Below are 22,976 nucleotides of genomic sequence, written 5' to 3' on the forward strand. Positions count from 1 at the left end.
GGCCCGGCGCATCCCCTCCGGCCCGTGCCCACCCCGGGCCGGAGCGAGGGCGCGACCGCCCGCTGGCGCGAGCCGATCGGCCGCCCGACTGCTCCATCCGGGTGAACCGGGGCGCGCGAGCGGGTTCGACCCCCGCTCAGGGCTCCAGTCGCTCAAGGAATCCGCGCGTTGCGCCGAATGAGGTGGTGTGCGCATGAAGCGCCACGCTCCACAGGCCACGGACAGGCCGAACGACAGCAGTCAGCAGCAGGCGCTCCGCGCCGACCGTCCGGAAGGTGGCACCCCGTGTCCGACATCACCAGCGTCGCGCTCCACACAGCGCTCAATGGTCTGCAGGCACGGCAGCGGGCCATCGCGGACAACATCGCCAACATCAACACCCCCGGGTACCTGGCGAACAAGGTCTCCTTCGAGGACTCCCTGGCCCAGGCCGTGAAGACCGGGAGCGCGGCCGCCGCCGCCACCTCCGGCATCGCGACGCGCAAGTCGCTCGAGCCGACCCGTGAGGACGGCAACAACGTCAACCTCGAGCAGGAGACGTTGTCGAACATCTCCACCGGTCTGAGCTACCAGACGGTCCTGGCGGCGCTGAACTCGAAGTACTCGGTCCTGCGCACGTCCATGCAGTGACGCGCACCGACCCGAGACCCTCCCCTGTCCGCAGCGTGACCCAGCAACACGGAGCCTGAATCGTGAGCATCTTCGACGCCATCGGCATCGCCGGCACGGGAGTGACGGTGAACCGCAAGTGGATGGACGTGGTGAGCGACAACCTCGCCAACATGAACACCGCCTCCCGCACCGACCAGGCCGGCTTCCGCGAGCGCTTCCTCGTGGCGACCGAGGCCGCTGACGGCAAGGGCGTGCAGGTCGGCGGTGTCGCCCTCGGCGGCACCGAGGGACGCATCGTCCACGACCCGAACCACCCCCTCGCCGACGCGGACGGCAACGTCAAGATGCCGGACATCGACATGGGCACCCAGATGACGAACCTGCTCATGGCCCAGCGCGCGTACCAGGCCAACCTGGCCGTGGTGGACCGCGCCAAGGACGCCTACCAGGCCGCGCTCGCCCTCGGGAAGTCCTGATGAGCATCGAGGCGATCGGCGCCATCGGCGGCGCGGGGCAGACGGACGGAACCTCCGCGTTCGGCTTCGGCCAGCGCCTGGAGGACATCGACAGCCGGCAGATGACCCGTGGCGTCAGCGACACGGTCTCCATGCCGAACACCGCGGTCAACGGCGTCAGCGCCGCCCGGGCCGCGACGGGCAACACCGTGTCGAGCGCCGGGGGAGCGGACTTCGCGTCCCTCCTGGCCGGCGGCCTGGACAAGCTCCAGGGCATGCAGTCGAACTCGGACGCGCTGGCCGTCAAGGCCGCGACGGGGAACCTCACCAACGTCCACGACTACATGATCGCCAGCAACGAGACCCAGCTGGCCACGCAGCTCACCGTCGCCGTCCGCAACAAGGCCGTTGAGGCCTTCAACGAGATCATGAGGATGCAGCTCTGATGGCCAGCGCCACGAAGGGTCCCGCCGCGATCGCCGAGAACGCCAAGCGTTTCCTGGCGAACTTCGGGGAGTTCTCCGCCGGCCAGAAGGCCGTCGTCATCGCCGTCGTCGTCGCCCTGCTGGGCGGGGGGATCATGTTCTCCCGCTGGGCCGCCACCCCGGCATACACCCCGCTGTTCTCGAACCTCACCGGCACCGACGCCTCGGCGATCGTCGAGAAGCTGAAGGCCTCCGGCACCCCGTACCAGATCAGCGACGGCGGCGCCACGATCCTCGTCCCGCAGGCGGACGTCTACGAGACCCGCCTGGAGATGTCCGGCGAGGGCCTCCCCGCCGAGACCGAGGCGGGCAGCACCCTCGCGCAGTCCTCCAGCGTCACGACCTCCAAGTTCATGGAGGAGAAGAACTACCAGCAGGCCCTCTCCCGCGAGCTCGCCAAGACGGTCAAGTCGATCAACGGCGTGGACAGCGCCGTCGTCAACCTGGCCCTGCCCAAGGCGGACGTGTTCATGGACGAGAAGGAGCCCGCCACCGCCTCCGTCCTCGTCGGCCTCAAGCCCGGCAAGACGCTCACCCCGCAGCAGGTGACCTCCATCGTCAACCTCGTCGCCGGCGGCGTGGAGGGCATGGACCCCAAGAACGTCTCCGTGGTCGACGGCGACGGCAACACCCTCTCCATGGACGGCTCCGGCGACGCCGCGCAGCAGGCCCAGGCGGACGAGTTCAACAACGCCGCCTCCACCAAGCTGCAGAAGATGCTCGAGGGCATCTACGGCAAGGGCAACGTCAAGGCCACGGTCACCACCGAGCTCGACTTCGACAAGAAGACCGAGAAGGTCACGGACATCAGCCAGAACGACCAGCTCCTGCCCGGCTCCGAGTCCACGACCACCGAGAAGTACGAGAACGGCGGCGGACCGGTCGTCGGCGGCGTGCAGGGCCCGGACAACATCCAGGTCCCGGCCGCCGAGGGGCAGGGCTCGACGTACGAGAAGGGCGGGCGGACGGTCAACAACCCGCTCGACACCCGCGAGACGGTCACCGAGTCCGCTCCCGGCTCCATCAAGCGCATGTCCGTCGCGGTCGTCCTCAACGCCACCAAGGCCGGCACCGCGGACGTCAACGAGGTCACCCAGATGGTCACCGCCGCCTCCGGCGTCAACGCCGCCCGCGGCGACACCGTCAACGTGATCAAGACGGCGTTCGACGACTCCAGCGCCACCGAGAACGCCAAGGCGCTGGCCGACGCCAAGGCCGCCGAGGCGCAGGAGCAGAACGTCGCCTACGCCAAGACCGCCGCGCTGGCCCTGCTGGTCCTGATCATGCTGATCGTGGTTCTCCTGGCCTTCCGCCGCCGCAAGGTCAAGGCCGTCGAGGAGATCGCGCTCACCAGCCTGCCGATCAACCTCGGCGACATCACCGCCGACGAGATCGGGGCCGGCGTCGAGGAGCTCGCGCCGGTCCGCACCCCGGCCCTCGTGGCCGCCCCGGTCGACCCGGCCCTCGAGGCCGCGGCCGCCCGCCGTGACGAGGTCGTCGAGCTCGTCTCCCGCCAGCCCCAGGAGGTCGCGGAGCTCCTCCGCGGCTGGCTCGCCGACAGGAGGTCCTGACCATGACGTCCACCGAGCTCGCGATCGCCCCCCTCACCGGGGCGCAGAAGGCCGCGGTCCTGCTCGTCCAGGTCGGTCAGGAGAACGCCGCGAAGGTCCTGGCCCACATGCGGCCGGCGGAGATCGAGGAGCTGACCGCGGAACTCCTGCGGCTGCGCTCGGTCGCCCCGGAGATCGCCGGGAAGGTCCTGGAGGAGTTCCACGGCATGGTGGCCTCCCCGCTGCGCGGCGGGGCCGGCGGCATGGACTTCGCCCAGGCCCTGCTCGAGGGCGCCCTCGGCGCCGACGGCGCGGCGGCGGTGCTCGGCCGGGTGGCCGAGACCCACTCCGTCCAGCCGTTCGCCTTCCTGCACCAGGCGGACCCCCAGCAGATCCTCACCTTCCTCAACGGTGAGCACCCCCAGGTCATCGCCCTGGTCGTCGCGCACCTGCGGCCCGACCAGTCCTCGCTGATCCTCTCCGGGCTCTCCCCGGAGATGCAGGCGGAGATCGCCTACCGGATCGCCACCATGGAGTCCACCAGCGCCGAGTACGTCCGGATGGTCGAGGACGTCGTGCAGCGCCGGACCTCCACCGTGCTGCAGCAGAAGAAGAACGAGGTCGTCGGCGGCGTCCAGCCCCTCGTCGACATCATCAACCGCGCCGACCGCGGCACCGAGCGCAGCGTCCTCGAGGGCCTGGCTAAGCTCAACCCGCAGCTCGCGGAGGAGATCCGCAGCCAGATGTTCGTCTTCGAGGACATCACCAACCTCGACGACCGCTCCATCCAGCTCGTCCTGCGCGGGGTGGAGACGGCCGACCTGGCCACCGCCCTCAAGGGTGTCAAGGAGAGCGTGCGCGACAAGATCCTGCGCAACGTCTCCCAGCGCGCCCGGGAGAACCTCCTGGAGGAGATCGAGATGCTCGGCCCGGTCCGCATGTCGGCCGTCGAGGAGTCGCAGGTCAAGGTCGTCCAGGTCATCCGCGGCCTGGAGGAGTCCGGCCAGATCGTCCTGACCCGTGGCGGGGACGATGACTTCGTCTCCTGAGTCCGGCTTCACCGCCGGCCTCCCGGGGATCCGGGCGGCGCGGGCGGCCACGTCCCGCGCCGCCACCCCCACCGCCCCCGTGCCGGCCTTCCAGGCCGCGCCGGGGGCGGCCACCCGGACGAGCACGGGGGAGGCCCGCGAGTTCGACGCGCTGCGGCTGCCCTCGAGCGGCGCGGAGGCCGAGGAGACGACCCGCATCCGCGAGTCCGCCCGCACCTCCGGTTTCGCGGAGGGCTGGGCGCAGGGCATGCGCGCCGCCGCGGCCCAGGCAGCCGCCGACCACGAGGCCGCCCAGGCCGCGGTGCGTTCCGCCGCAGAGGACCACGAGGTGCGCCGCGCCGCCGCCCTGCGCCGCGCCACCGCCGCGGTGCAGGCCGCCGCCGACGCCCTGCGCGCCGAGCGGGACCCCACGGTCGCGCAGCTGGCCGACACCGTGCTGGAGCTGGCCTGCGACCTCGCCGGCGCGGTCCTCGACCGGGAGGTGTCGCTGCTGTCCTCCCCGGTCCTGGAGGCGGTGCAGCGGGCGCTGCGCCCGCTCGACGCCACCCAGCCCGTCACGGTCCGTGTCCACCCCGACGACCTGGTGGTCCTCCTGGGCGACGGCCCCGTGGGGGAGGCGCTCAAGGAATCCGGCCTCGATGCCGATGCAGGGCTCGTGAGCTACGTGGGCGACAGGACGATGCAGCCGGGCGACGCGGTCGCGCGGCAGGGGAACACCGAGGTCGACGCCAGCCTGCGGGCCAGCGTCTCGCGCGCCCTGGAGGCGCTCACGGGTGCCGAGGTGCACGGGCAGGCGCAGTGACCGCCACCGTGGGTTCCGGCTCCCTCGTCTCCAGCCGGCTGGCGGCCGAGGTGCGCGAGATGGTGCGCCCGACCGTGCGCCGCGCCGTCGAGGCGGCGCGCCCCCTCGTGCAGGGGCGCGTCACCTCCCTCGTCGGCCTGTCCGTCGAGGTGTCCGGCCTGGAGGCCGCCGTGGGGGAGACCATCCTGCTCGGCGGCCCCGACGGCCCCCGCACCCCCGCCGAGGTCGTCGCCGCCGAGGACGGCCGCCTGCGCTGCCTGCCCCTGGGGCACCTCTCCGGCCTCGCCGCCGGCGCCCCCGCGGTCGCCACCCGCCGCCCCACCACCGTGCCCGTCGGCCCGGCGCTGCTCGGCCGCGTCATCGACGCCCTCGGCAACCCCCTCGACGGCGGCCCGCCGCTCATCGGCACCCCCCGCGGCCACCTGCACGCCACCCCGCCGCCCGCCATGCAGCGCGCCCGCGTCGACACCCCCCTCGGCCTCGGCGTGCGCGCCCTGGACACCCTGGTGCCCGCCGGCCGCGGCCAGCGCTTCGGCATCTTCGCCGGCTCCGGTGTCGGCAAGTCGTCCCTGCTCTCGATGATCGCCCGCGGCACCTCCGCCGACGTCTCCGTGCTCGCCCTGATCGGTGAGCGAGGCCGTGAGGTCCGCGAGTTCCTCGAGGACGACCTCGGCCCCGAGGGCCTGGCGCGCTCCTGCGTCGTCATCGCCACCTCCGACGAGGCCCCCGCCCTGCGCCTGCGCGCCGCGTTCACCGCCACCACCATCGCCGAGTCCTACCGGGACATGGGCGCCGACGTCGTGCTGATGATGGACTCCCTCACCCGCGTCGCCATGGCCCAGCGCGAGGTCGGCCTGTCCGTCGGCGAGCCGCCCGCCACCCGCGGCTACCCGCCGTCGGTCTTCGCCCTCATGCCGCGCCTGCTGGAGCGCGCCGGGCCCGGCATCACCGGCTCCATCACCGGCATCTACACCGTCCTCGTCGACGGTGACGACCACAACGAGCCCATCGCCGACAACGCCCGCTCCATCCTGGACGGCCACGTCACCCTCGACCGCAAGCTCGCCACCGCCGGGCACTTCCCGACGATCGACGTGCTGGAGTCCGTCTCCCGCGTCGCCAGCCGCGTCACCAGCCGCGACCAGCGCGCCCTGGCCACCACGCTGCGCCGCGCCATGGCCGCCCACCGCGACGCCAAGGAGCTCATCGAGGTCGGCGCCTACTCCCCGGGCGCAAACCCCGACGTCGACATGGCCGTCGCGGCCCTGCCCGCGATCAACGAGTTCCTCCGCCAGGACATCGAGGACGTCACCCCCGCCCCGCAGGCCTGGGCCCTGCTCGAACAGCTCGTCGCATCCATGGGAGGTGTCAGGTGATCGCCCGATCGCTGCTCGCCCTGCTCAAGCTGCGCCGCCTGCAGCAGGAGCAGGCCAAGGGTGAGCTCGCCACGTCCAGCGCGATCGTGCGCCGGGAGCAGCAGCGCGTGAAGCGCGTGCAGCACGACCTCGGCGACGCCCACCTGTCCGACGAGACCATGGCCGCCTGGACCGCCGGCGTCGCCCACCGCGCTGCGCTCGGGGCCGACCTCAACACCGCGCGCGCCGTCGTGGCCCTCGCCGAGGCCGACATGAGCGAGAAGCAGGCCGCCTGGGCCCGCGCCCGCCGCGCCGAGCGGGGCCTGGAGCGCCTCGTGGAGCGCCAGGAGGCCGAGCAGGAGAAGGCCGCCCTCGCCGCCGACCAGAAGGCCCTGGACGACCGCACGGTCGCCGAGTTCGCCGCGCGGGCCCGCCGCCGCGCCCAGCGTGGGGAGGACCCCCGATGAGCGGCATCTCCGAGATCCAGGGACGCATCGCCGAGATCGAGTCCCGCATCGCGAGCCTGTCCGCGCCGGCCCCCGCCCGTCCGCAGGCCGCCTCGCAGGCCGGATCGGCGCAGTTCGCCTCCGTGCTCTCCTCCTCCGCCTCCTCCGCGGCGGGCCTGCAGCGCGGCATCCGCACCGCCGCCGGCAGCACCCCGGGCACCCCCGGCGCCGCCACCACGCCGGGCCGCGCCACCGCGCCGGCCGGCCCCGCCGCGTCCCTGCCGGGCCGCGCGGTCTCCGGCGACGCCCTGGTCACCAGCGCCCGCAAGTACCTCGGCGTGCCGTACGTCTACGGCGGCACCGACCCGAGGACGGGCCTGGACTGCTCCGCCCTCGTGCAGCTCGTGGCGAAGGAGAACGGCATCACCCTGCCCCGCACGGCCGCCCAGCAGGCCAAGGCGGGCACCGCCGTGCCGAACCTGACCCAGGCCAGGCCCGGTGACCTCGTCGTCCTGGAGGGCGGCGGCCACATCGGCATCTACGTCGGGGACGGGCAGATGCTGCACGCCCCGCGCACCGGCGGAGCCGTGCGCATCGCGAAGGTCTGGGAGACGCCCATGACCATCCGGCGCCTGAGCGCGGACGCCCCCGCCACCCCCGCGTCCTTCACCCGCCCCTCCGGCCTCACCGGCACCGCCGCCCGCACCGGCACCGGCAAGGCCGCCCCGTACGAGGCGGCCTTCACGGCCGCGGAGCAGAAGCACGGCCTGCCCGCCGGGCTGCTCTCCGCCGTCGCCAAGCAGGAGTCCGGCTACAACCCCCACGCCAAGAGCCCCGTCGGTGCCCGCGGTCTCATGCAGTTCATGCCCGCCACCGCCCGGGAGATGGGCATCGACCCGCTGAACCCGGCGCAGGCCATCGACGGCGCCGGGCGCCTGCTCGCCTCCCACCTGAAGACCTTCGGCAGCCTCGAGCTGGCCCTGGCCGCCTACAACGCCGGGCCGGGCAACGTGCGCAAGCACGGCGGCATCCCGCCGTTCGCCGAGACCCAGAACTACGTCAAGAAGATCACCGCAACCCTCGGGAGAACAGCGTGAGCACCCCCCACATCTCGGCGCCCTCGTTCTCCGCCGCCGCTGCCGCCGCCCGCGGTGAGCGCACCCGTGGCTCCGCCGACGGCGGCGCGGGGTTCGCGGAGTCCTTCGGGCAGGCCGTCTCCCGCGCCGGGCGCGGCGCGGGGGAGGTGGGGGAGCGGCAGGAGCGCTCCCAGCGCCCCGCCCCCGGCGACGAGCGCCCCGTGCACCGCGGCGAGCGCTCCTCCCGCCGGGAGGACGAGCGCCCCGCCCCCGTGGAGCGCCGCACCGGCGCCGAGCGCGCCGCGGAGCGCCACGCCGCGATGCGCTCGGCGGCCGGCCGTGCCGCCGGCCGCGCCGCGGACCAGGCCGCCGACCGTGCCGCGGACCGTGCCGCCGGCCGTGCCGTGCGCGACGATGCCGAGCGGCCGGAGGAGGAGCGCGAGCGCGTCCTCAAGCCCGGCGTGGACCCGGCGCTGCTCGCGCTGGCCCTGCCGGCGCCCACCGCCATGACCACTCCCGCGACCACCGCCGCGACCACTTCTGCGACCACCGCGGCCGGCGCCGGGACCGGCGTCCCCCAGGCGGCGCCCGCCACCGGTGCGGCCGCCGCCACCGGTGCGGCCGCCGCCACCGGTGCGGCCGCCGCCTCCACCGGCGTGCCGATCGCCGGCCTCACGCCGGTCGCCGAGGGCGAGACCCTCCCCACGACCCCGGCCCTGCCCGCCAGCGACCTGGCGCGCCCCGCACAGCTCGGCGCCACGAGGGCGAGCACCCTGCCCTGGACGAACGCCACCGCGGAGGGCGCGGCCGCACCCGCCGCCGCACCCGCCCCGCTGATGACCGCGGCCCAGGCGGGCCTGGCCACCCCGCAGGCAGCCGCCCAGGCCACCGCCCAGGCCACCGCGCAGGCCGTGCCCGCCGTCGAGGCGCAGCCCGCCCCCGACGCGGCCCCCGGGGAGGCTGCCGACGCCCCCCTCCTGCCCACCACCGCGACCGCGTCCGGCTCCACCGGTGCCGGCCAGCGCGACGGCAGCGGCTCCGGCCAGCCCGACGGCCAGCGCCAGGGCACCCCCGTGCCCACCGCCACGACCGCCACCACGACCGCCACCACCACCGCCGCGGCCTCGGTGCAGCAGGCGGCCGAGCCCGCGGCCGAGACCGCGCCGGTGCCCACCGTGGCCGGGCCCGCCGCACCCACCGGCGCCACGGCCACCGGCGCCCCGGCCGCGGCCACGGGCTCCAACCCCGCGCTGCCGCTGCCCCTGACCAACCCCGCGGCCTTCGCCGCCGGCCTCGCGGCCCGCCTGGAGCGACTGCCCGCCGACGACGCGGTCCACCGCATGACCGTCGAGGTCAACCCCCTCGGTCTCGGCCCCGTGAAGGTCACCGCCGAGGTCGTCGACGGCGCCCTGCACGTGCAGCTCCTCGGCGCCAACGACGCCGCGCGCGCCGCCCTCAAGCAGGCCCTGCCCGACCTCCAGCGGGAGCTGGCGGACGGCTCCTTCGCCCAGACCACGGTGGACGTGGGCGCCGACGACGCCCCCGGCCAGCAGCAGTCCCGCACCGCCGGCGACGCGGCCTCCGGCGGCCAGCAGGACCCCCGCCCCGGGCGGCACCACGACGGCGGCACCCCCGAGCGCCGCGACGACCACTTCGCCGCCGAGGAGCGCCGCGCCGCCGTGCGCAGCGCCGCGGCCGCCGCCGCCGGGCGCTTCGACCTGCGCATGTGAGCCCCCCGGTCCCCGGCGCGGCCCCGGTTGCTCCACCCCCTGAACAGGAAGTGGCCCGAACGGGCTACAGGTCCCGGACCGGACGACCGAAGGAGTAGTCATGAGCATCGACCCCGCGAGCGCTGCCAGCCAGAGCGCCCTCATGGCCGCCTCCAACGCGGCCAAGGCCCAGGACCTGGCCAAGGTCGGCGGAAGCCAGAAGGTCTCGACGCCCACCACCGGCGGCAAGGAGAACAACAAGGACGTCTTCATGAAGCTCCTGGTTGCCCAGCTCAAGTACCAGGACCCCTCGAAGCCCGTCGACTCCTCCACCTTCATCGCGCAGACCGCCACGTTCTCCCAGCTGGAGACGCTGGAGAAGATGGCCAAGACGGACACCAGCGTCCTCGCCGCCCAGCAGCGCATGCAGGCCAGCAGCCTCGTCGGGATGACCGTCTCCTACACCGGGGCCGACGGGAAGCCGGCCACCGGCACCGTGACCTCCGCGGCGTTCAACGGCACCACCCTCTCCGGCACCGGCGGTGAGCCCGTCCTCACGGTCGACGGCCGCAAGCTGCAGCTCTCCGAGGTGAGCAGCGTCGACGTGCCCAAGAGCCCGACCACCGGCCCGTCCGCGTAGTCCCCGCTCTCCCCCTCCCTCGCAGCAACCCCCTCCGCCAGCCGTCCCGAAAGGTCAGGTCCCATGCTCCGCTCGATGTTCTCCGGTGTCAGCGGTCTCCGCTCGCACCAGACGATGATGGACGTCACCGGCAACAACATCGCCAACGTCAACACCACCGGCTACAAGAGCTCCCGCGTGGTCTTCGCGGACACCCTGAGCCAGCTCAACCGCGCGGCCGGCGCCCCCCAGAACGGCAACGGCGGCGTGAACCCCTCGCAGGTCGGCCTCGGCGTCCGCGTCCAGGGCATCCAGCAGAACTTCCAGCAGGGCTCGGCGCAGTCCACCGGCAAGGCCACCGACCTCATGCTCGACGGTGACGGCCTCTTCGTCGTCCAGAACGGCAACCAGGTCGCCTACACCCGCTCCGGTGCCTTCTCGCTGGACTCCACCGGCGCGCTGACCACCCCCGAGGGCGCCTACGTGCAGGGCTGGCGCGCCGACGCGCGGGGCAACATCGACGTCAACGCCCCCACCACGCAGATCATCATCCCCTCCGACACGGTGATGCCCGCGCAGGAGTCGAACGTCGCCACCCTCAAGGGCAACATCGACAAGACCGGCAAGCCGGTCCTGAACACCGACAACACCACCTTCAGCGGCCCGGAGGTCTCCACCTCCTTCGAGCTGTACGACGGGCAGGGCAACAAGACCCTGGTCACCGCCCGCTACAAGAACGTCGGCGTGAGCGACACGGCCGCCTCGGCGGAGGCCTACCAGCCGACCGACGACTGGCGCATCAGCTTCACCTGGAAGGACGCCTCGGGCGCGACGGTGACGTCCCCCACGACGGCCACCATCAAGTTCGGCCCCGACGGCAAGGTCGTGGCCGGCTCCCCGCCGCCCGCGACGTTCGACTTCGGCGGCAAGCAGATCGACTTCAACATGTCGACGGTCACGGGCTTCACCAGCATCAACGGTGCGAGCACCCTCAGCTCCAACGCCGACGGCGCCCCGATCGGCTCGCTGACCTCGTTCGACTTCGGCGCCGACGGCATCGTGACCGGCACCTACTCCAACGGGTTCAAGCGCCCGCTGGCCCAGGTCGCCGTCGCCACGTTCAACAACTACGGCGGCATGCAGAAGCTGGGTGGCTCGCTGCTCACCACCACGCCGAACTCCGGCGCGCCGAACGTCGGCGTCCCCGGCATCGGCGGCCGCGGTGCGCTGCTCGCCGGCCAGGTCGAGATGTCCAACGTCGATCTGTCCACGGAGTTCACGAACCTGATCCTCGCCCAGCGCGGCTTCCAGGCGAACTCCCGCATCATCTCCGCCTCCGACGAGATCCTGCAGGACCTCGTCAACCTGAAGCGCTGATGACCCCCGGGCGCTGAGCGCCCGGTCCCGAACGCCCTCCCGGGCCGCCCCGTGCGGCTCGGGAGGGCGTTTCCCGTGCGTCCCGGGCCTGCGCGGGGCGCCTGCGGGGGCGTGCGGGCCGCGCGTGCGGCCCCCGGGGGCGTCGCGGGGCGCGGAGCTGCTGCGGGACGTGCCGGTGCCCGCACCGCGACACACGCCCCGGAGAGGCCCCGGAGAGGCCCCGGAGAGGCCCCGGAGAGGCCCCGGAGAGGCCCCGGAGAGGCCCCGCAGAGGCCCCGGAGAGGCCCCGGGCGGGCCTGGGCGCACCCCGGACGGACTCGGGACGACGCCCTGCCGGCCGCCCGGCACGGTCCGCGGGGGCGATCCGCACCGACCTGCGGCGATGACTCACGGTCACCGGTTAGCACGAACGGGTTCACATGGCAACCACCGTTCAGGTATCCGGCTCCCACGCCGATGAAGTTATTGCACACCGGCCCACGGATGGGCCACCCGCCACCGCCAAGGACGGATTCCCCGTGATTCTCGTGACCCGCCTCAACGGGTCGGTGTTCGCCTTGAACCCCGACCTGATCCAGCGCGTCGACGCCACGCCCGACACGGTCGTCACCCTCGTCGACGGAGCGAAGTTCGTCATCACCGAGCCTCTGGCCGAGATCGTCGAGCGCGTGCTGGCCTTCCGGGCCCGCGTCGTCGCCACGGCGCACGCCCTGGAGGAGCAAGGCACGGCCGATGTGCTCGAGCTGGTCCGCCCGGCCGCTCAGACCCCGCAGACCGATCCCGAGACCGACGACAGCGAGCTGCCCGCACCGGTGCCGCTGCACCGCAGGAGGCCGTGAAAATGGACATCGCAAGCATCGTCGGACTCGTGGTCGCCTCGGTGGCCGTCCTCTGGATGCAGAGCCACGAGGGTGGCGCCGTCGGCGACATCCTGCTGCCCGGCCCGCTGGTCCTGGTGTTCATCGGCACCCTGGGTGTCGGCCTCATGGGCGGCACCCTCAAGGACGGCAAGGCGATCGTCGGGACCATGAAGAAGGCGTTCCTCAGCAAGGTGGCCGACGCCGGCGACACCGTGGGCGTCATCGTCAAGCTCGCCGAGCGCGCCCGCCGCGAGGGGCTGCTGGCCCTGGAGGACGCCATCAAGGACGTCGACGACGAGTTCCTCCGCGAGGGCCTGCAGACGGCCATCGACGGCACGGACCCGGACGACCTGTACGAGATCCTCACCGCGAAGATCCAGGCCAAGAAGGCCGCGGACAAGCAGGCCGCCAAGATCATGGGTGACATGGGTGGCTACGCCCCCACCGTCGGCATCTGCGGCACGGTCATCTCCCTCTGCGTCGTCCTGCAGAACCTCACCGACGCCGCGGCCCTGGGCCCGATGATCGGTGCGGCGTTCGTCGCCACCTTCTGGGGTGTCGCCAGCGCGAACTTCTTCTTCCTCCCGGTCCAGAGCCGCCTCATGCGCCTCTCCGGCCTCGAGGTCGCCCGCATGGAGCTGGTCGTCGAGGGCATCCTCGCCATCCAGGCCGGCGCCAACCCCCGCTCGGTCGCGAAGAAGCTGGAGAGCCTCCTGCCGCCGGGCACCGTGGTGGCCGAGAAGAAGGCTGCCTGATGTCGGCGGGCCACAAGCGCCGGCACAAGCACGAGGAGCACGACGAGCACGTCAACCACGAGCGCTGGCTGGTGTCCTACGCGGACATGCTGACCGTCCTCATGGCCCTGTTCATCGTCCTCTTCGCGCTCAGCCAGGTGGACCAGCTGAAGTTCGCGCAGTTCAAGGCCGGTCTGTCCGAGGGTTTCTCCACGAGCAACCAGGTCATGTCGGGCCGCGACGGCATCAACGAGTCCGAGAACGGCGAGGACCCGATCACCCTGATGCGGAACAGCTCCGGCGAGGCCGTCTCGGCGGACACCGCGCAGGAGATCGTCGAGCAGGCCATGCAGCAGCAGCAGCGCCGGCGCTCGGCGGCCGACCTGGAGCAGGCCCGCAAGGAGGTGGCGAGCTACCGCGAGATCATCAAGCAGATCGACGCGGCGCTGACCGCCCAGGGCCACCAGGACCAGGCGACGTACCGCATCACCTCCGAGGGCCTCATCGTCGGCCTCGTCGCCGACAACGTGTTCTTCGCCAGCGCCAGCGCCGACGTGGAGCCCGCCGGCCTGGAGGTGCTCGACGCGATCGGCCCGATCCTCGCCGCGCTGCCGAACGACATCGCCGTGCAGGGGCACACCAACTCCCTGCCGATCAGCGGCAACAGCCGCTACCGCCACAACTGGGACCTGTCCAGCTCCCGCGCCAACAGCGTGGTCACCCGGTTCATCGACGTGCACCGGGTCGCCGACCGCCGCCTGACGTCGGCCGGCTACGGGCAGACCCGCCCGCTGTACCCGGACGCCGACGCCCGCGCCCTGACCGGCAACCGGCGCGTCGACCTCGTGGTCGCCTCGCCCTCCTCGGACGCCGTCAAGGCGCTCCTGCCGGAGGTCGCGGCGGGCACGCCCACCACCGGGCCGGCCGAGGTCGACGCCCCCGCGCAGCAGGGCACCGCCCCCGGGCAGGTTCCCGCGCAGGACACCGACCTGGCCGCCGAGGTGGCCGCCGAGGTCACCCCGCAGCTCAACCCGGCGGCCTCCCAGGCCGACACCCACAGCAGCGACACCCACACCACCGAGACCACGACGGGAGGCCACTGAGATGGCCGCAAAGAAGGACGACGGCCAGGCCACCGAGGGTTCGGCGAAGCCCGGCAAGAAGAAGACCATCATCATCGCCGCGGGTGCGGCCCTCCTGCTCGCCGGCGGCACCGGCGGCGGTGTCTGGTTCATGACCAAGGACGCCTCCGCGGCCACCGAGGTGGTGGAGGAGGTGCTGGTCCCCGGCGCCGTCACCCCGGTCGACCCGATCAGCATCAACCTCGCCGACGGGCGCTACCTGAAGCTCGGCATCGCCCTGCAGGGCGTGCAGGCCGAGGCCGCCGCCGCCCACGGCGCGTCGGACGGCCCGGACGTCAACAAGGCGCTGGACCTGATGATCACCACCTTCAGCGGCGCCTCGATGGAGGAGCTGTCCAAGCCCGAGGTGCGCGAGGCCAAGAAGCTCGAGCTCCAGGAGAAGATCATCAGCGCGTACGTGGCCCCCCCGGCGGAGGAGGGCGCCAAGCCCACCAAGACCGTCATGGGGATCTACTTCACCCAGTTCGTCATGCAGTGACCTGCTGACACGACTGCTCCACCGGCGTTACCTGGCGGTGAACGCGGGCGGTGTGCACAGGAGCGGGGCTCGCGCCGATCACGGCGCGGGCCCCGCTTCGCGTCGTGCGGCAGTGCTCGCCCGGCACGGCGGGGGACCGCGGCGCGGCAGGGGAGGCCGGCCGCGGTCAGAGCCAGCCGCGGCGCCGGAAGAGGACGTGGAGGACGAGCGAGACGCCGAGCATCAGCAGCAGCGCCATCGGGTAGCCCAGGCGCCAGTCCAGCTCGGGCATGTGCTCGAAGTTCATGCCGTAGATCCCGCCGACGAGGGTGGGGGCGAAGAGGATCGCGGCCCAGGAGGAGATCCGCTTGACCTCCTCGTTCTGGGCGATGCCCGTCTCGCTCATGCGCCGCATCTCCTCGTTCTGCCGCTGCAGCTCCTCGTTCTGCCGCTGCCCGACGAGGGTGGCGTTGATGGTCATGATGCTCTCCAGCAGGGCGCGGAAGCCGTCGACGCGTTCCACCACGCGCACGGTGTGGTCGTGCACGTCACGCAGGTGGTTCTGCAGCTCCTCACCGGTCCCGTACTTGGCGAAGCCCTGCACCAGGCTGGTCAGGACCCCGACGAGGGGGTGGGTGGCGCGCTGCATGCCGATCACCTCGCGCAGGAGTTCGTAGATGCGGCGGGAGACGGCCGGGTCGCCGGCGAAGACCTGGTCCTCGATCTCGTCGACGTCGTTCTGCAGGCCCGCCAGGACGGGCACGTACTCGTCCACGACCTGGTCCAGGACCGCGTAGAGGACGGCCTCGGGACCCAGTCGCAGCAGGTGCGGCTCCAGCTCCAGGCGCCGGCGCACCCGTGCCAGGTCGGGGGACTCCGCGTGGCGGACGGTGACGACGAAGTCGGGGCCGGTGAAGACGTGCACCTCGCCGAACTCCACCTGCTCCTGCGCGTCGAGGTAGCGGGCCGGGCGCAGGACGGTGAAGAGGACCTCACCGTGCCGCTCCAGCTTCGGGCGCTGGTGCGCGTTGACCGCGTCCTCCGCGGCGAGGGGGTGGATGTCGAACTCCCGCGCCACGGAGCGGATCTCCTCCGCGTCGGGCCGGTACAGCCCGATCCAGCCCATGCCGCGGTGCTGGCGCAGCAGCTCGTACGTCGTCTCCAGCGAGGGCGGCGCCGCCACCCGGCGTCCCCCGACGTACACCGCGTTGTCCACCACCGGCACGACCAGCCACCCACCCTCCGGGACGACGCCGCCGCGCGGGGTCACGTCGGCCCGGCGCATCCGGCAGGCGGCGCCCGCGGTGCGGCGGGAACAGTGTGCCCGCCCGGGTGCGCCGGCGCGGCGCGGGCCCTGCTTCCCGCGGTGCCGCAGCGGGTCCGGTGGCCGGTGCCGTCCGGCGCCCCGTGCGCCCGCCTCCAGGGGTGTTCAGCAGGTGGGACACCTGCTCCGAGGCGTGAGACGCGCCGGTAGCCTCCGGCCGTGGACGACCTCCTGCGCAACGCGAGCCTGGCCGCGCCCCTGTTCGTCCTCGTCCTGCTCGGCCACACCCTCGGGCGCCGGGCGTCCTGGCCGGCGGCGACGTGGCAGGTGCTCAGCCGCTTCGCGTTCTCCGTCGCCCTGCCCGCCCTCCTCTTCCGGCAGATGGCCGGCTTCTCGGGCCTGCCGCCGGTCGACCCGCGCGTTCTGCCCGTCTACTTCGGCGGCTGCCTGGCCGTCTTCGCCGCCGGCACCGTCATCGCCCGCCGGGTCCTCCACCTCCCCGCCCAGGAGCGGCCGGTCTTCGCGGTGGGCGGGGTCTTCTCCAACAACGTGCTGCTCGGGCTGCCCCTGGCCACCGCCGCCCTCGGGGAGCCGGCGCTGCCGACCGTGGCCCTCGTGCTCGTCTTCCACGCCCTGGTGCTGTGGACGGTGGTGACCGCGGCGGTGGAGTGGGCACGGCACCGCTCGGCTTCCCCCCGTGCCCTCGCCGCGACGGTCCGCAGCGTCCTGCTCAACCCCGTCGTCGCCGCGATCTTCGGTGGGACCGCCTTCGGCCTCACCGGCCTGTCCCTGCCCGCGCTCGTCGACGACCCGCTGCGCATGGTGGGCGCGGGAGCGGTGCCGCTCGCGCTGGTCTCCCTCGGGGGCGGCCTCGCCGGCTACGGCCTGCGCAACGGCTGGCGCGTCGCCGTCGGCATGAGCGCCCTCAAGCTCGCGGCCCTGCCGGCCGCCGTGTGGCTGCTCGCGGTCGCGGTGGGCCTGCCGGCGCTGGAGACCCAGGTGGTGGTGCTCCTGGCGTCCCTCAGCACCGGCGCCAACGTCTACCTCATGGCGACGAGGTTCGAGTCCCTGCAGGGCCCGGTCGCCGCCGGCATCGTCCTGTCCACGGCGTTGTCGGCGCTGACCTCGCCCGTCGTGCTCACCCTCGTGACGGCGTAGCCCTCCGGGGCGGCGGGCCGGTGCGTCCTGCGGGTCTTGTGCCCGGCGCGGTGCCGGTCCTACCCTCCTTCCATAAGCGAAAACTTATGAAATGAGGAACCGTGACCGCCGATCCGATGACCGCGGCAGGGCTGGTGACCCGGGAGGTCCGCAGCGGCTCCCGCGACGGGACGCCCACGAGGATCGCCGTCGCCCGCCGGACCTACGCCACCGACCGGGCCGACCTGTGGGACGCCCTCACCAGCGCCGAGCGCATCCCGCGGTGGTTCCTGCCCGTCAGCGGCGACCTGCGGGCCGGCGGCCGCTACCAGACCGAGGGCAACGCGGGCGGTGTCGTCGAGCGCTGCGAGGCGCCCACGGCGTTCGCCGTGACGTGGGAGATGGGGCCCCTGGTGTCCTGGCTGCAGGTCAGGCTGTCCCCGGACGGCGACGGCACCCTCCTGGAGCTGACCCACGAGGCCCCGGTCGACCCGGAGTTCTGGGAGCGGTACGGCCCCGGCGCGGTCGGCGTCGGCTGGGACCTGGCCCTCCTCGGCCTCGGCTGGTACCTCGGCAGCGGCGCACCGGTCGACCCCGGGCAGGCCGCCGCCTTCCCCACCACCCCGGACGGGGCCGGGTTCGTCCGCGCGGCCGCCACGGGCTGGGCCGAGGCGGCCGCGGCCGGCGGCGACGAGCCCGGCGCGGCGCACGCGGCCGCGGCCCGCACGACCGCGTTCTACACGGGGCTGCCCGAGGAGACCACCGGCGCGTGAACGGCGAGCGCGATCCGCACGCGGCGCTCGACGCCCTCGGCGAGCCCACCCGGCGGCGCATCCTGCGGGTGCTCGCGGCGGGGGAGCGGCCCGTCCGGGACGTCGTGGCGGCGCTGCGGGCCGCTCCCGTCTCCCAGCCCGCCGTCTCCCAGCACCTCGGCGTCCTCCTGCGGGCCGGGCTCGTCACGGTGCGCGCCGAGGGCACCCGCAGGCTCTACGCGCTGGACCCCGCCGGCCTCGACGCCGCCCGGGCCTGGCTGCACGAGCTCACCGACCCCCTCGCCGGCCTCGGGCAGCCGCTCGACGCGCTGGCCACCGAGGTCGCCCGCGGCCGCCGGGCCCGCCGCGCGGACCCGGCGTCGCGGCCCGGCGGGCACGGCGCCCGCTCCGCCTGAGCGGGCGGAGCGGGCGGAGCGGGCGGAGCGGGCGGAGCGGGCGGTGCGGCGCTGCGGCTCAGCCGAGGCGCGGGTGCAGCCGCAGGTCCTCCCCGAGGGAGATCAGCGCGTACTCGTTGTCGTCCGGCACGCCGGGGCGCCGCCCCGCGGAGCCGGGCAGGTTGTTGTCGTTGCCCACGACGATCGTGTGGTCGTCCAGCACGGCCAGCTGCTCGATCGTGACGAACGGGAAGGAGAAGGAGGAGCCCGGCTCGCCCGCCACGCCCTCGGGGTCCGGCACCGCCAGCAGGTTCACCAGCAGCCGCTTGTCCGCGTACCCGTCGCGGTCGCGGTCGCGGGTGTCGAGCAGGAAGACCGCCTTGAACCGCGCCGCCGCGCCCTCCAGGTTGTCCCGCTCCAGCACCAGGAAGCGGTGCCGGTCCAGCGCCACCAGGTCCCCGATCGCGTGGCGCGCGCTCTCCAGGCGCACCTTCGCGGGCTCCCCGGCCCAGCGGGCGCGGCGCGTGTCGTAGGAGTACAGGCGCAGGGTCTGCGCGTCGTCCCCGGTCACCGCGCCCTCCAGCAGCGGGTGCAGGGTCCGACCGTCGGGGGAGAGCGCCATGCCCTCGAAGCCCTTGCTGCGGCCCAGCGTCGGCTGCGCCCCGAAGAGGAACGGCGAGTCCGGCGAGGCCACCCCGGGCGGTGCGACCGGCGCGGACAGCACCCGGCCCGCGGCGTCGGTGTGCAGCAGGAACGGGCCGAACTCGTCACCGAACCAGAACGTGCCGTCCGGCATCCGCTGGAAGGACTCCACGTCCAGGTCCGCGCCCGTGAGGCGGCGGTCGGCGCGCGCGAGGGGGAAGGGCAGGCGGTGCTCGGGGTCGCTGAGGCCGAAGCCGCCCTGCACGGTGACCGAGCCGGTGGCGAAGTCGATGCCGAGGCGGTGCACCCGCAGCAGGAAGTCCGCGCTGTTGGCCTTGTTGCCGTAGCCGTTGTCCGACAGCGCCAGCCAGGAGTCCCCGTCCCGCAGGAGCCCGGACAGCCCCTGCACCGGCTGGGCGGCGAAGGGGGTGCTCACGCCGTTGGCGGGGGTGGCCTGCGCGCCGGAGGGGATGCGCTCGCCGAAGGTGAGGGCGGGCAGCACGGCGTGGCCGGCCAGCTCGGCCTGCTGGCCGGGGCGCGGGGCCGCGGTCGCGGCGGCCGCGGGCAGCAGGGCGGCGGCGCACGCCAGCGCCATGGCGCGGCGCAGGCGGCGCGAGGGGGCGCCGGAGCGGTGGGGTCGGGCGGTCACGGGTCTACCTCCGCGGCTGGGGACGGCTGTCGGGCGGAGGCTGCCCGCACCGGGCGGACGGCGGGCGTCCGCCGCGCGACGCGACCGTGATCGCCGGGTGTCGGGCAGGAGCACGCCGTCGCGGACCGGGTAGCGCGTCGTCGCGGGCCCTCGGCACCACCGCGGGCGCCCTTGAGGGCGTGCGCGCGAGGACCGCCCGACCGGAGCAACCGCACCCGCCGGCAGCACGCCGGGACAGGCCCGGCTCACTCGTCCGGAGTAGCGCTAAAGGGTGAGGGGGCAACCTGCCGATAGGTGGGTCGTGGCAACCGAGACCTCCACCAGCCCCGAGCGGACGACCGGCGGCCGACGCTCCCGGCGTCGTGGCGTCCCCACCCCGTACGACTTCCGGCGGCCCACCAAGCTGTCGCGTCAGCACGCCCGCGTGCTCGAGATCGCCTACGAGACCTTCTGCCGCCAGTGGGCGACCCTCCTGTCCTCCACGATGCGCACCACCGTGCAGATCCACCTCGACGGGCTCCAGCAGTACAGCTACGACGAGTACGCCGCGTCCCTGCCGACGCCCACCGTCATGGCCGTCTTCGACCCCGAGCCCCTCACCGGCGCCGGCATCCTGCACGTCGACGCGCCGTTCGTGCTGACCTGCATCGACCGGATGCTCGGCGGGACCGGCAAGAGCGCCCAGCCACAGCGCACGCTCACCGAGATCGAGGTTTCCCTGGGCCGCGGCCTCGTCGAGCGGGCCCTCACCGAGCTGACCAGCTCCCTCGGCTCGCTCATGGACCTCACGCCGAAGCTGACCAGCCTGGAGCAGAACCCCCAGTTCGCGCAGGCCGCCGCCGCCACCGACGTCATGATCGTGGCCACCTTCGTGGTCGACATGAACGACGTGCACGGCGCCGCGACCCTCGCCATGCCGCTGGACCCGCTGCTGGGCGTCCTGACCGCCGCCGAGATGCGCGTGGCCAGCCCCGAGGAGCTGCGCCAGCGCCGGGTCATGCGCGACCGGCTCGACGACCACATGGACACCATCCCCGTGGAGGTGTCCTTCCGCTTCAACGCCGCCCAGCTGCGCCCGGACCAGATCCTCGCGCTCGTCCCCGGGGACCTGGTCAAGCTGCCCCACCGCGCCGACGCCCCCCTGGACGTCGTCGTCTCCGGAGCGCACGTCGCCTCCGCCGTCGCCGGGGCCCGCGGCCCCCGTCTCGCCTGCCTGATCGTTCCCACCACCGAGGAGTCCCGATGAGCACCGTCACCAGCACCGACACCCGGGCGTTCGTCACCCAGGCCGCCGAGGCCGCGCTGGCGGTCCTGCCCCTGTCCGCCCCCGGAAGCATCACCGACGTCGTCCCCGCCGCCTCCGCGCCGGACCTGGGCGACGAGGCCACCGCGGTCTCCGCCCGCTTCGCCGGCGCCGTCAACGGCACCGTCGTCGTCGTCATCGGCGAGGAGACCCTCAACGCCCTGCTCACCAGCCCGGCCGGCGCGCTCGACCCCGTCGACGCCCTGCGCCCGGCGCTGGAGGCCGCGGTGTCCACCCTGGGCCGCTGCACCCTGGAGACCGGCGTGGAGCGCGAGCCGGGCGAGGCCCTGGCGGCCCTGCACAGCGCCAACGGCACCGTCGCGGTCGTCGACGCGGCGGGGCAGACCCTGGCCCTCATCGGCATGTCCTTCGCCGAGGAGACCCAGGCCCGCGGCGGCGCCACCGTCACCGCCACCCCCGCCGCCGGCGCGCGCCGCTCGATGGACCTGCTGCGCGACGTGCAGATGGACGTCACCGTCGAGCTCGGCCGCACCTCGATGACCGTGCAGGACCTGCTGGCCCTGACCCCCGGCTCCGTGGTGGAGCTGGACCGGGCGGCCGGCAGCCCCGCCGACATCCTGGTCAACGGCCAGCTCATCGCCCGCGGTGAGGTCGTCGTCGTGGACGAGGACTACGCGATTCGCGTCACCGAGATCGTCGTGCCGGGCGCGGAGAACAACGCCTGATGGACTCCCTCGCCGCCCTCGGGCGCATGTCGGTCTCGCTGGTGGCGGTGGTCGGCCTCGTCTGGCTGATCACCCGCTGGCTGCGCAAGGGCGGGACCGGTGCCCCCGGTGGGGTCACTGTCCTGTCCCGCACCGCGGTCGGCCACAAGGCGGGCGTCGCGGTCGTGCAGGTCGGGAACCGTGCCCTCGTCGTGGGCGTCACGGAGCACCAGGTCAGCCTGCTCGGCGACGTCCCGCTCGAGACCGTGCTGCCCGCGGGCGGCGAGGAGGAGGCCCCCGGGGAGGACACCTCCCCGGTGACCACCGCCGTCCCCACCCGTTCCACGGCCTTCGCCGCCGAACTGGCGCTCAAGTTCCCGGCCGCGGGTGCCGATGTGGAGCACATCACCCACACGGGCGAAGCCGGGGCGCCTGCCGCCCCCGCGGCGCCCACCCGGAGCGGCGCGAGCAGCACCGGGCGCACCCCGGCCCTCGCCGGCTCCGCGCTCTCGCCCGCCACCTGGAACCAGGCCCTGCACGTACTGCGCGAGAGGACGGCCCGACGGTGAGAAGCACCCCCCTCCGCCGCATCCTGCGCGGCGGTGTCGCGGCGGCCGCCCTGACCGGCGCCCTGCTGCTGACCGGTGCCCCCGCCGCCTCCGCCGCGCCGCCGGCGGCCGCGGTCGCCACGGTGGCCACCTCCGTCGCCGCGGGCCCCGTGGCCCCCACCGCCCCCACCGACCCCGGGGCGCCCGCCGCCCCCGGCGAGGTCCGCATCAGCGTCGGCGGCGGCGACGGCCCCGGCGGCAAGCCCAGCCAGTCGATCGTCATCATCCTGGCGATGACGGTGCTGTCGGTGGCGCCGGCGCTGCTGCTGCTCACGACGAGCTTCACCAAGATCCTCGTCGTGCTCGGCATCACCCGCAACGCCCTGGGCCTGACGGGCAGCCCGCCCAACCAGGTCCTCGCCGGCCTCGCGCTCTTCCTGACCTTCTTCATCATGTCGCCCACGCTCACGGCCATCAACGACACCGCGATCAAGCCCTACATGGCCGGCGGGGTCAGCGCCACGGACGCCTTCAACACCGGCTCGCAGCCGCTGAAGGAGTTCATGCTCAAGCAGACCCGCAAGGAGGAGCTGGCGCTGATCACCAAGGCCGCCAAGCGCCCCCTGCCGGAGAACCGCGCCGAGGTGCCGCTGTCCACCCTGGTGCCGGCCTTCGCGCTGTCGGAGCTGCGCTCGGCGTTCATCATCGGCTTCGTGATCTTCATCCCGTTCCTGGTGATCGACATCGTGGTCTCCGCGGCCCTGATGTCGCTCGGCATGATGATGCTGCCGCCGATCACGGTCTCCCTGCCCTTCAAGCTGCTGCTGTTCGTGCTCGTCGACGGGTGGGGCCTGATCATCAAGGCCCTCGTGTCGAGCTACACCGGCTGACCC

25 protein-coding genes are annotated in these 22,976 nt (G+C 73.8%); 23 read left to right on the forward strand and 2 right to left on the reverse strand.

All coding sequences use genetic code 11. From position 1 onward, the window contains the following. The first annotated feature begins 285 nt into the window (after positions 1-285). From flgB to ACYQBY_RS00575, 16 genes are all read left to right on the forward strand, one after another. The gene (gene flgB, locus ACYQBY_RS00500) at positions 286-630 is read left to right on the forward strand and encodes a flagellar basal body rod protein FlgB (RefSeq protein WP_459641853.1); all 345 of its coding nucleotides are present in this window, start codon (positions 286-288) and stop codon (positions 628-630) included. Between the two features lie 62 nt (positions 631-692). Next, positions 693-1,088 (forward strand): flagellar basal body rod protein FlgC, encoded by a 396-nt coding sequence (locus ACYQBY_RS00505; protein WP_459641854.1) that lies wholly within the window; start codon positions 693-695, stop codon positions 1,086-1,088. Then, positions 1,088-1,513: a flagellar hook-basal body complex protein FliE gene (gene fliE, locus ACYQBY_RS00510; protein ID WP_459641855.1), complete on the forward strand. Its 426-nt coding sequence runs from the start codon at positions 1,088-1,090 to the stop codon at positions 1,511-1,513. The genes ACYQBY_RS00505 and fliE overlap by 1 nt, the downstream gene beginning before the upstream one ends. After that, positions 1,513-3,123 (forward strand): flagellar basal-body MS-ring/collar protein FliF, encoded by a 1,611-nt coding sequence (gene fliF, locus ACYQBY_RS00515; protein WP_459641856.1) that lies wholly within the window; start codon positions 1,513-1,515, stop codon positions 3,121-3,123. Before fliE ends, fliF begins: the two co-directional genes overlap by 1 nt. 2 nt (positions 3,124-3,125) lie before the next feature. Then, entirely contained in the window at positions 3,126-4,151 is a 1,026-nt protein-coding gene (fliG, locus tag ACYQBY_RS00520) for a flagellar motor switch protein FliG (protein WP_459641857.1), read from the forward strand. Then, positions 4,135-4,953 (forward strand): FliH/SctL family protein, encoded by an 819-nt coding sequence (locus ACYQBY_RS00525; protein ID WP_459641858.1) that lies wholly within the window; start codon positions 4,135-4,137, stop codon positions 4,951-4,953. Before fliG ends, ACYQBY_RS00525 begins: the two co-directional genes overlap by 17 nt. A gap of 59 nt (positions 4,954-5,012) precedes the next feature. Beyond that, positions 5,013-6,329 (forward strand): FliI/YscN family ATPase, encoded by a 1,317-nt coding sequence (locus ACYQBY_RS00530; RefSeq protein ID WP_459642424.1) that lies wholly within the window; start codon positions 5,013-5,015, stop codon positions 6,327-6,329. Continuing rightward, the gene (locus tag ACYQBY_RS00535; RefSeq protein ID WP_459641859.1) at positions 6,326-6,775 is read left to right on the forward strand and encodes a flagellar FliJ family protein; all 450 of its coding nucleotides are present in this window, start codon (positions 6,326-6,328) and stop codon (positions 6,773-6,775) included. The genes ACYQBY_RS00530 and ACYQBY_RS00535 overlap by 4 nt, the downstream gene beginning before the upstream one ends. Next, a complete protein-coding gene (locus ACYQBY_RS00540) occupies positions 6,772-7,851 on the forward strand; it encodes a transglycosylase SLT domain-containing protein (protein WP_459641860.1) in 1,080 nt (359 codons plus the stop codon). Before ACYQBY_RS00535 ends, ACYQBY_RS00540 begins: the two co-directional genes overlap by 4 nt. Further along, a complete protein-coding gene (gene fliK / locus ACYQBY_RS00545; RefSeq protein ID WP_459641861.1) occupies positions 7,848-9,560 on the forward strand; it encodes a flagellar hook-length control protein FliK in 1,713 nt (570 codons plus the stop codon). The genes ACYQBY_RS00540 and fliK overlap by 4 nt, the downstream gene beginning before the upstream one ends. A gap of 100 nt (positions 9,561-9,660) precedes the next feature. Continuing rightward, positions 9,661-10,179, forward strand: coding sequence for a flagellar hook capping FlgD N-terminal domain-containing protein (locus tag ACYQBY_RS00550; protein ID WP_459641862.1), 519 nt, complete (start codon positions 9,661-9,663; stop codon positions 10,177-10,179). A 63-nt stretch (positions 10,180-10,242) separates the two neighbouring features. After that, the gene (locus ACYQBY_RS00555; RefSeq protein ID WP_459641863.1) at positions 10,243-11,535 is read left to right on the forward strand and encodes a flagellar hook protein FlgE; all 1,293 of its coding nucleotides are present in this window, start codon (positions 10,243-10,245) and stop codon (positions 11,533-11,535) included. Positions 11,536-12,053: 518 nt separating this feature from the next. Next, positions 12,054-12,374, forward strand: a complete 321-nt coding sequence (locus tag ACYQBY_RS00560) for a flagellar FlbD family protein (RefSeq protein WP_459641864.1) — start codon at positions 12,054-12,056, stop codon at positions 12,372-12,374. 2 nt (positions 12,375-12,376) lie between these two features. After that, on the forward strand, positions 12,377-13,150 hold the full coding sequence (locus ACYQBY_RS00565; protein WP_459641865.1) for a motility protein A: 774 nt from the start codon (positions 12,377-12,379) through the stop codon (positions 13,148-13,150). After that, the gene (locus tag ACYQBY_RS00570; RefSeq protein WP_459641866.1) at positions 13,150-14,232 is read left to right on the forward strand and encodes a flagellar motor protein MotB; all 1,083 of its coding nucleotides are present in this window, start codon (positions 13,150-13,152) and stop codon (positions 14,230-14,232) included. The genes ACYQBY_RS00565 and ACYQBY_RS00570 overlap by 1 nt, the downstream gene beginning before the upstream one ends. A gap of 1 nt (position 14,233) precedes the next feature. Beyond that, on the forward strand, positions 14,234-14,749 hold the full coding sequence (locus ACYQBY_RS00575; protein WP_459641867.1) for a flagellar basal body-associated FliL family protein: 516 nt from the start codon (positions 14,234-14,236) through the stop codon (positions 14,747-14,749). Positions 14,750-14,915: 166 nt separating this feature from the next. On the opposite strand, the gene ACYQBY_RS00580 is transcribed toward ACYQBY_RS00575, so the two are convergent. Then, on the reverse strand, positions 14,916-15,953 hold the full coding sequence (locus ACYQBY_RS00580) for a magnesium and cobalt transport protein CorA (RefSeq protein ID WP_459642425.1): 1,038 nt from the start codon (positions 15,951-15,953) through the stop codon (positions 14,916-14,918). A gap of 258 nt (positions 15,954-16,211) precedes the next feature. On the opposite strand from ACYQBY_RS00580, the gene ACYQBY_RS00585 reads away from it, so the two are divergent. From ACYQBY_RS00585 to ACYQBY_RS00595, 3 genes are all read left to right on the forward strand, one after another. Beyond that, entirely contained in the window at positions 16,212-17,150 is a 939-nt protein-coding gene (locus ACYQBY_RS00585; RefSeq protein WP_459641868.1) for an AEC family transporter, read from the forward strand. A 116-nt stretch (positions 17,151-17,266) separates the two neighbouring features. Further along, entirely contained in the window at positions 17,267-17,902 is a 636-nt protein-coding gene (locus ACYQBY_RS00590; protein WP_459642426.1) for an SRPBCC family protein, read from the forward strand. Then, a complete protein-coding gene (locus ACYQBY_RS00595) occupies positions 17,899-18,297 on the forward strand; it encodes an ArsR/SmtB family transcription factor (protein ID WP_459641869.1) in 399 nt (132 codons plus the stop codon). Before ACYQBY_RS00590 ends, ACYQBY_RS00595 begins: the two co-directional genes overlap by 4 nt. A gap of 58 nt (positions 18,298-18,355) precedes the next feature. Here the strand turns inward: ACYQBY_RS00595 and ACYQBY_RS00600 are convergent, their stop codons facing one another. Beyond that, the gene (locus ACYQBY_RS00600; RefSeq protein WP_459641870.1) at positions 18,356-19,567 is read right to left on the reverse strand and encodes an esterase-like activity of phytase family protein; all 1,212 of its coding nucleotides are present in this window, start codon (positions 19,565-19,567) and stop codon (positions 18,356-18,358) included. Positions 19,568-19,868: 301 nt separating this feature from the next. Between ACYQBY_RS00600 and ACYQBY_RS00605 the strand changes: the two genes are divergently transcribed. From ACYQBY_RS00605 to fliP, 4 genes are read left to right on the forward strand one after another with little or no spacing between them, the layout of a single operon-like run. Continuing rightward, entirely contained in the window at positions 19,869-20,813 is a 945-nt protein-coding gene (locus ACYQBY_RS00605) for a flagellar motor switch protein FliM (RefSeq protein ID WP_459641871.1), read from the forward strand. Beyond that, the gene (gene fliN / locus ACYQBY_RS00610) at positions 20,810-21,556 is read left to right on the forward strand and encodes a flagellar motor switch protein FliN (protein WP_459641872.1); all 747 of its coding nucleotides are present in this window, start codon (positions 20,810-20,812) and stop codon (positions 21,554-21,556) included. Before ACYQBY_RS00605 ends, fliN begins: the two co-directional genes overlap by 4 nt. Continuing rightward, positions 21,556-22,104 (forward strand): FliO/MopB family protein, encoded by a 549-nt coding sequence (locus tag ACYQBY_RS00615; RefSeq protein ID WP_459641873.1) that lies wholly within the window; start codon positions 21,556-21,558, stop codon positions 22,102-22,104. The genes fliN and ACYQBY_RS00615 overlap by 1 nt, the downstream gene beginning before the upstream one ends. Further along, positions 22,101-22,973, forward strand: coding sequence for a flagellar type III secretion system pore protein FliP (gene fliP, locus ACYQBY_RS00620; RefSeq protein WP_459641874.1), 873 nt, complete (start codon positions 22,101-22,103; stop codon positions 22,971-22,973). Before ACYQBY_RS00615 ends, fliP begins: the two co-directional genes overlap by 4 nt. Positions 22,974-22,976 lie beyond the last annotated feature (3 nt).

It is taken from the genome of Kineococcus anabasis, assembly GCF_054590795.1.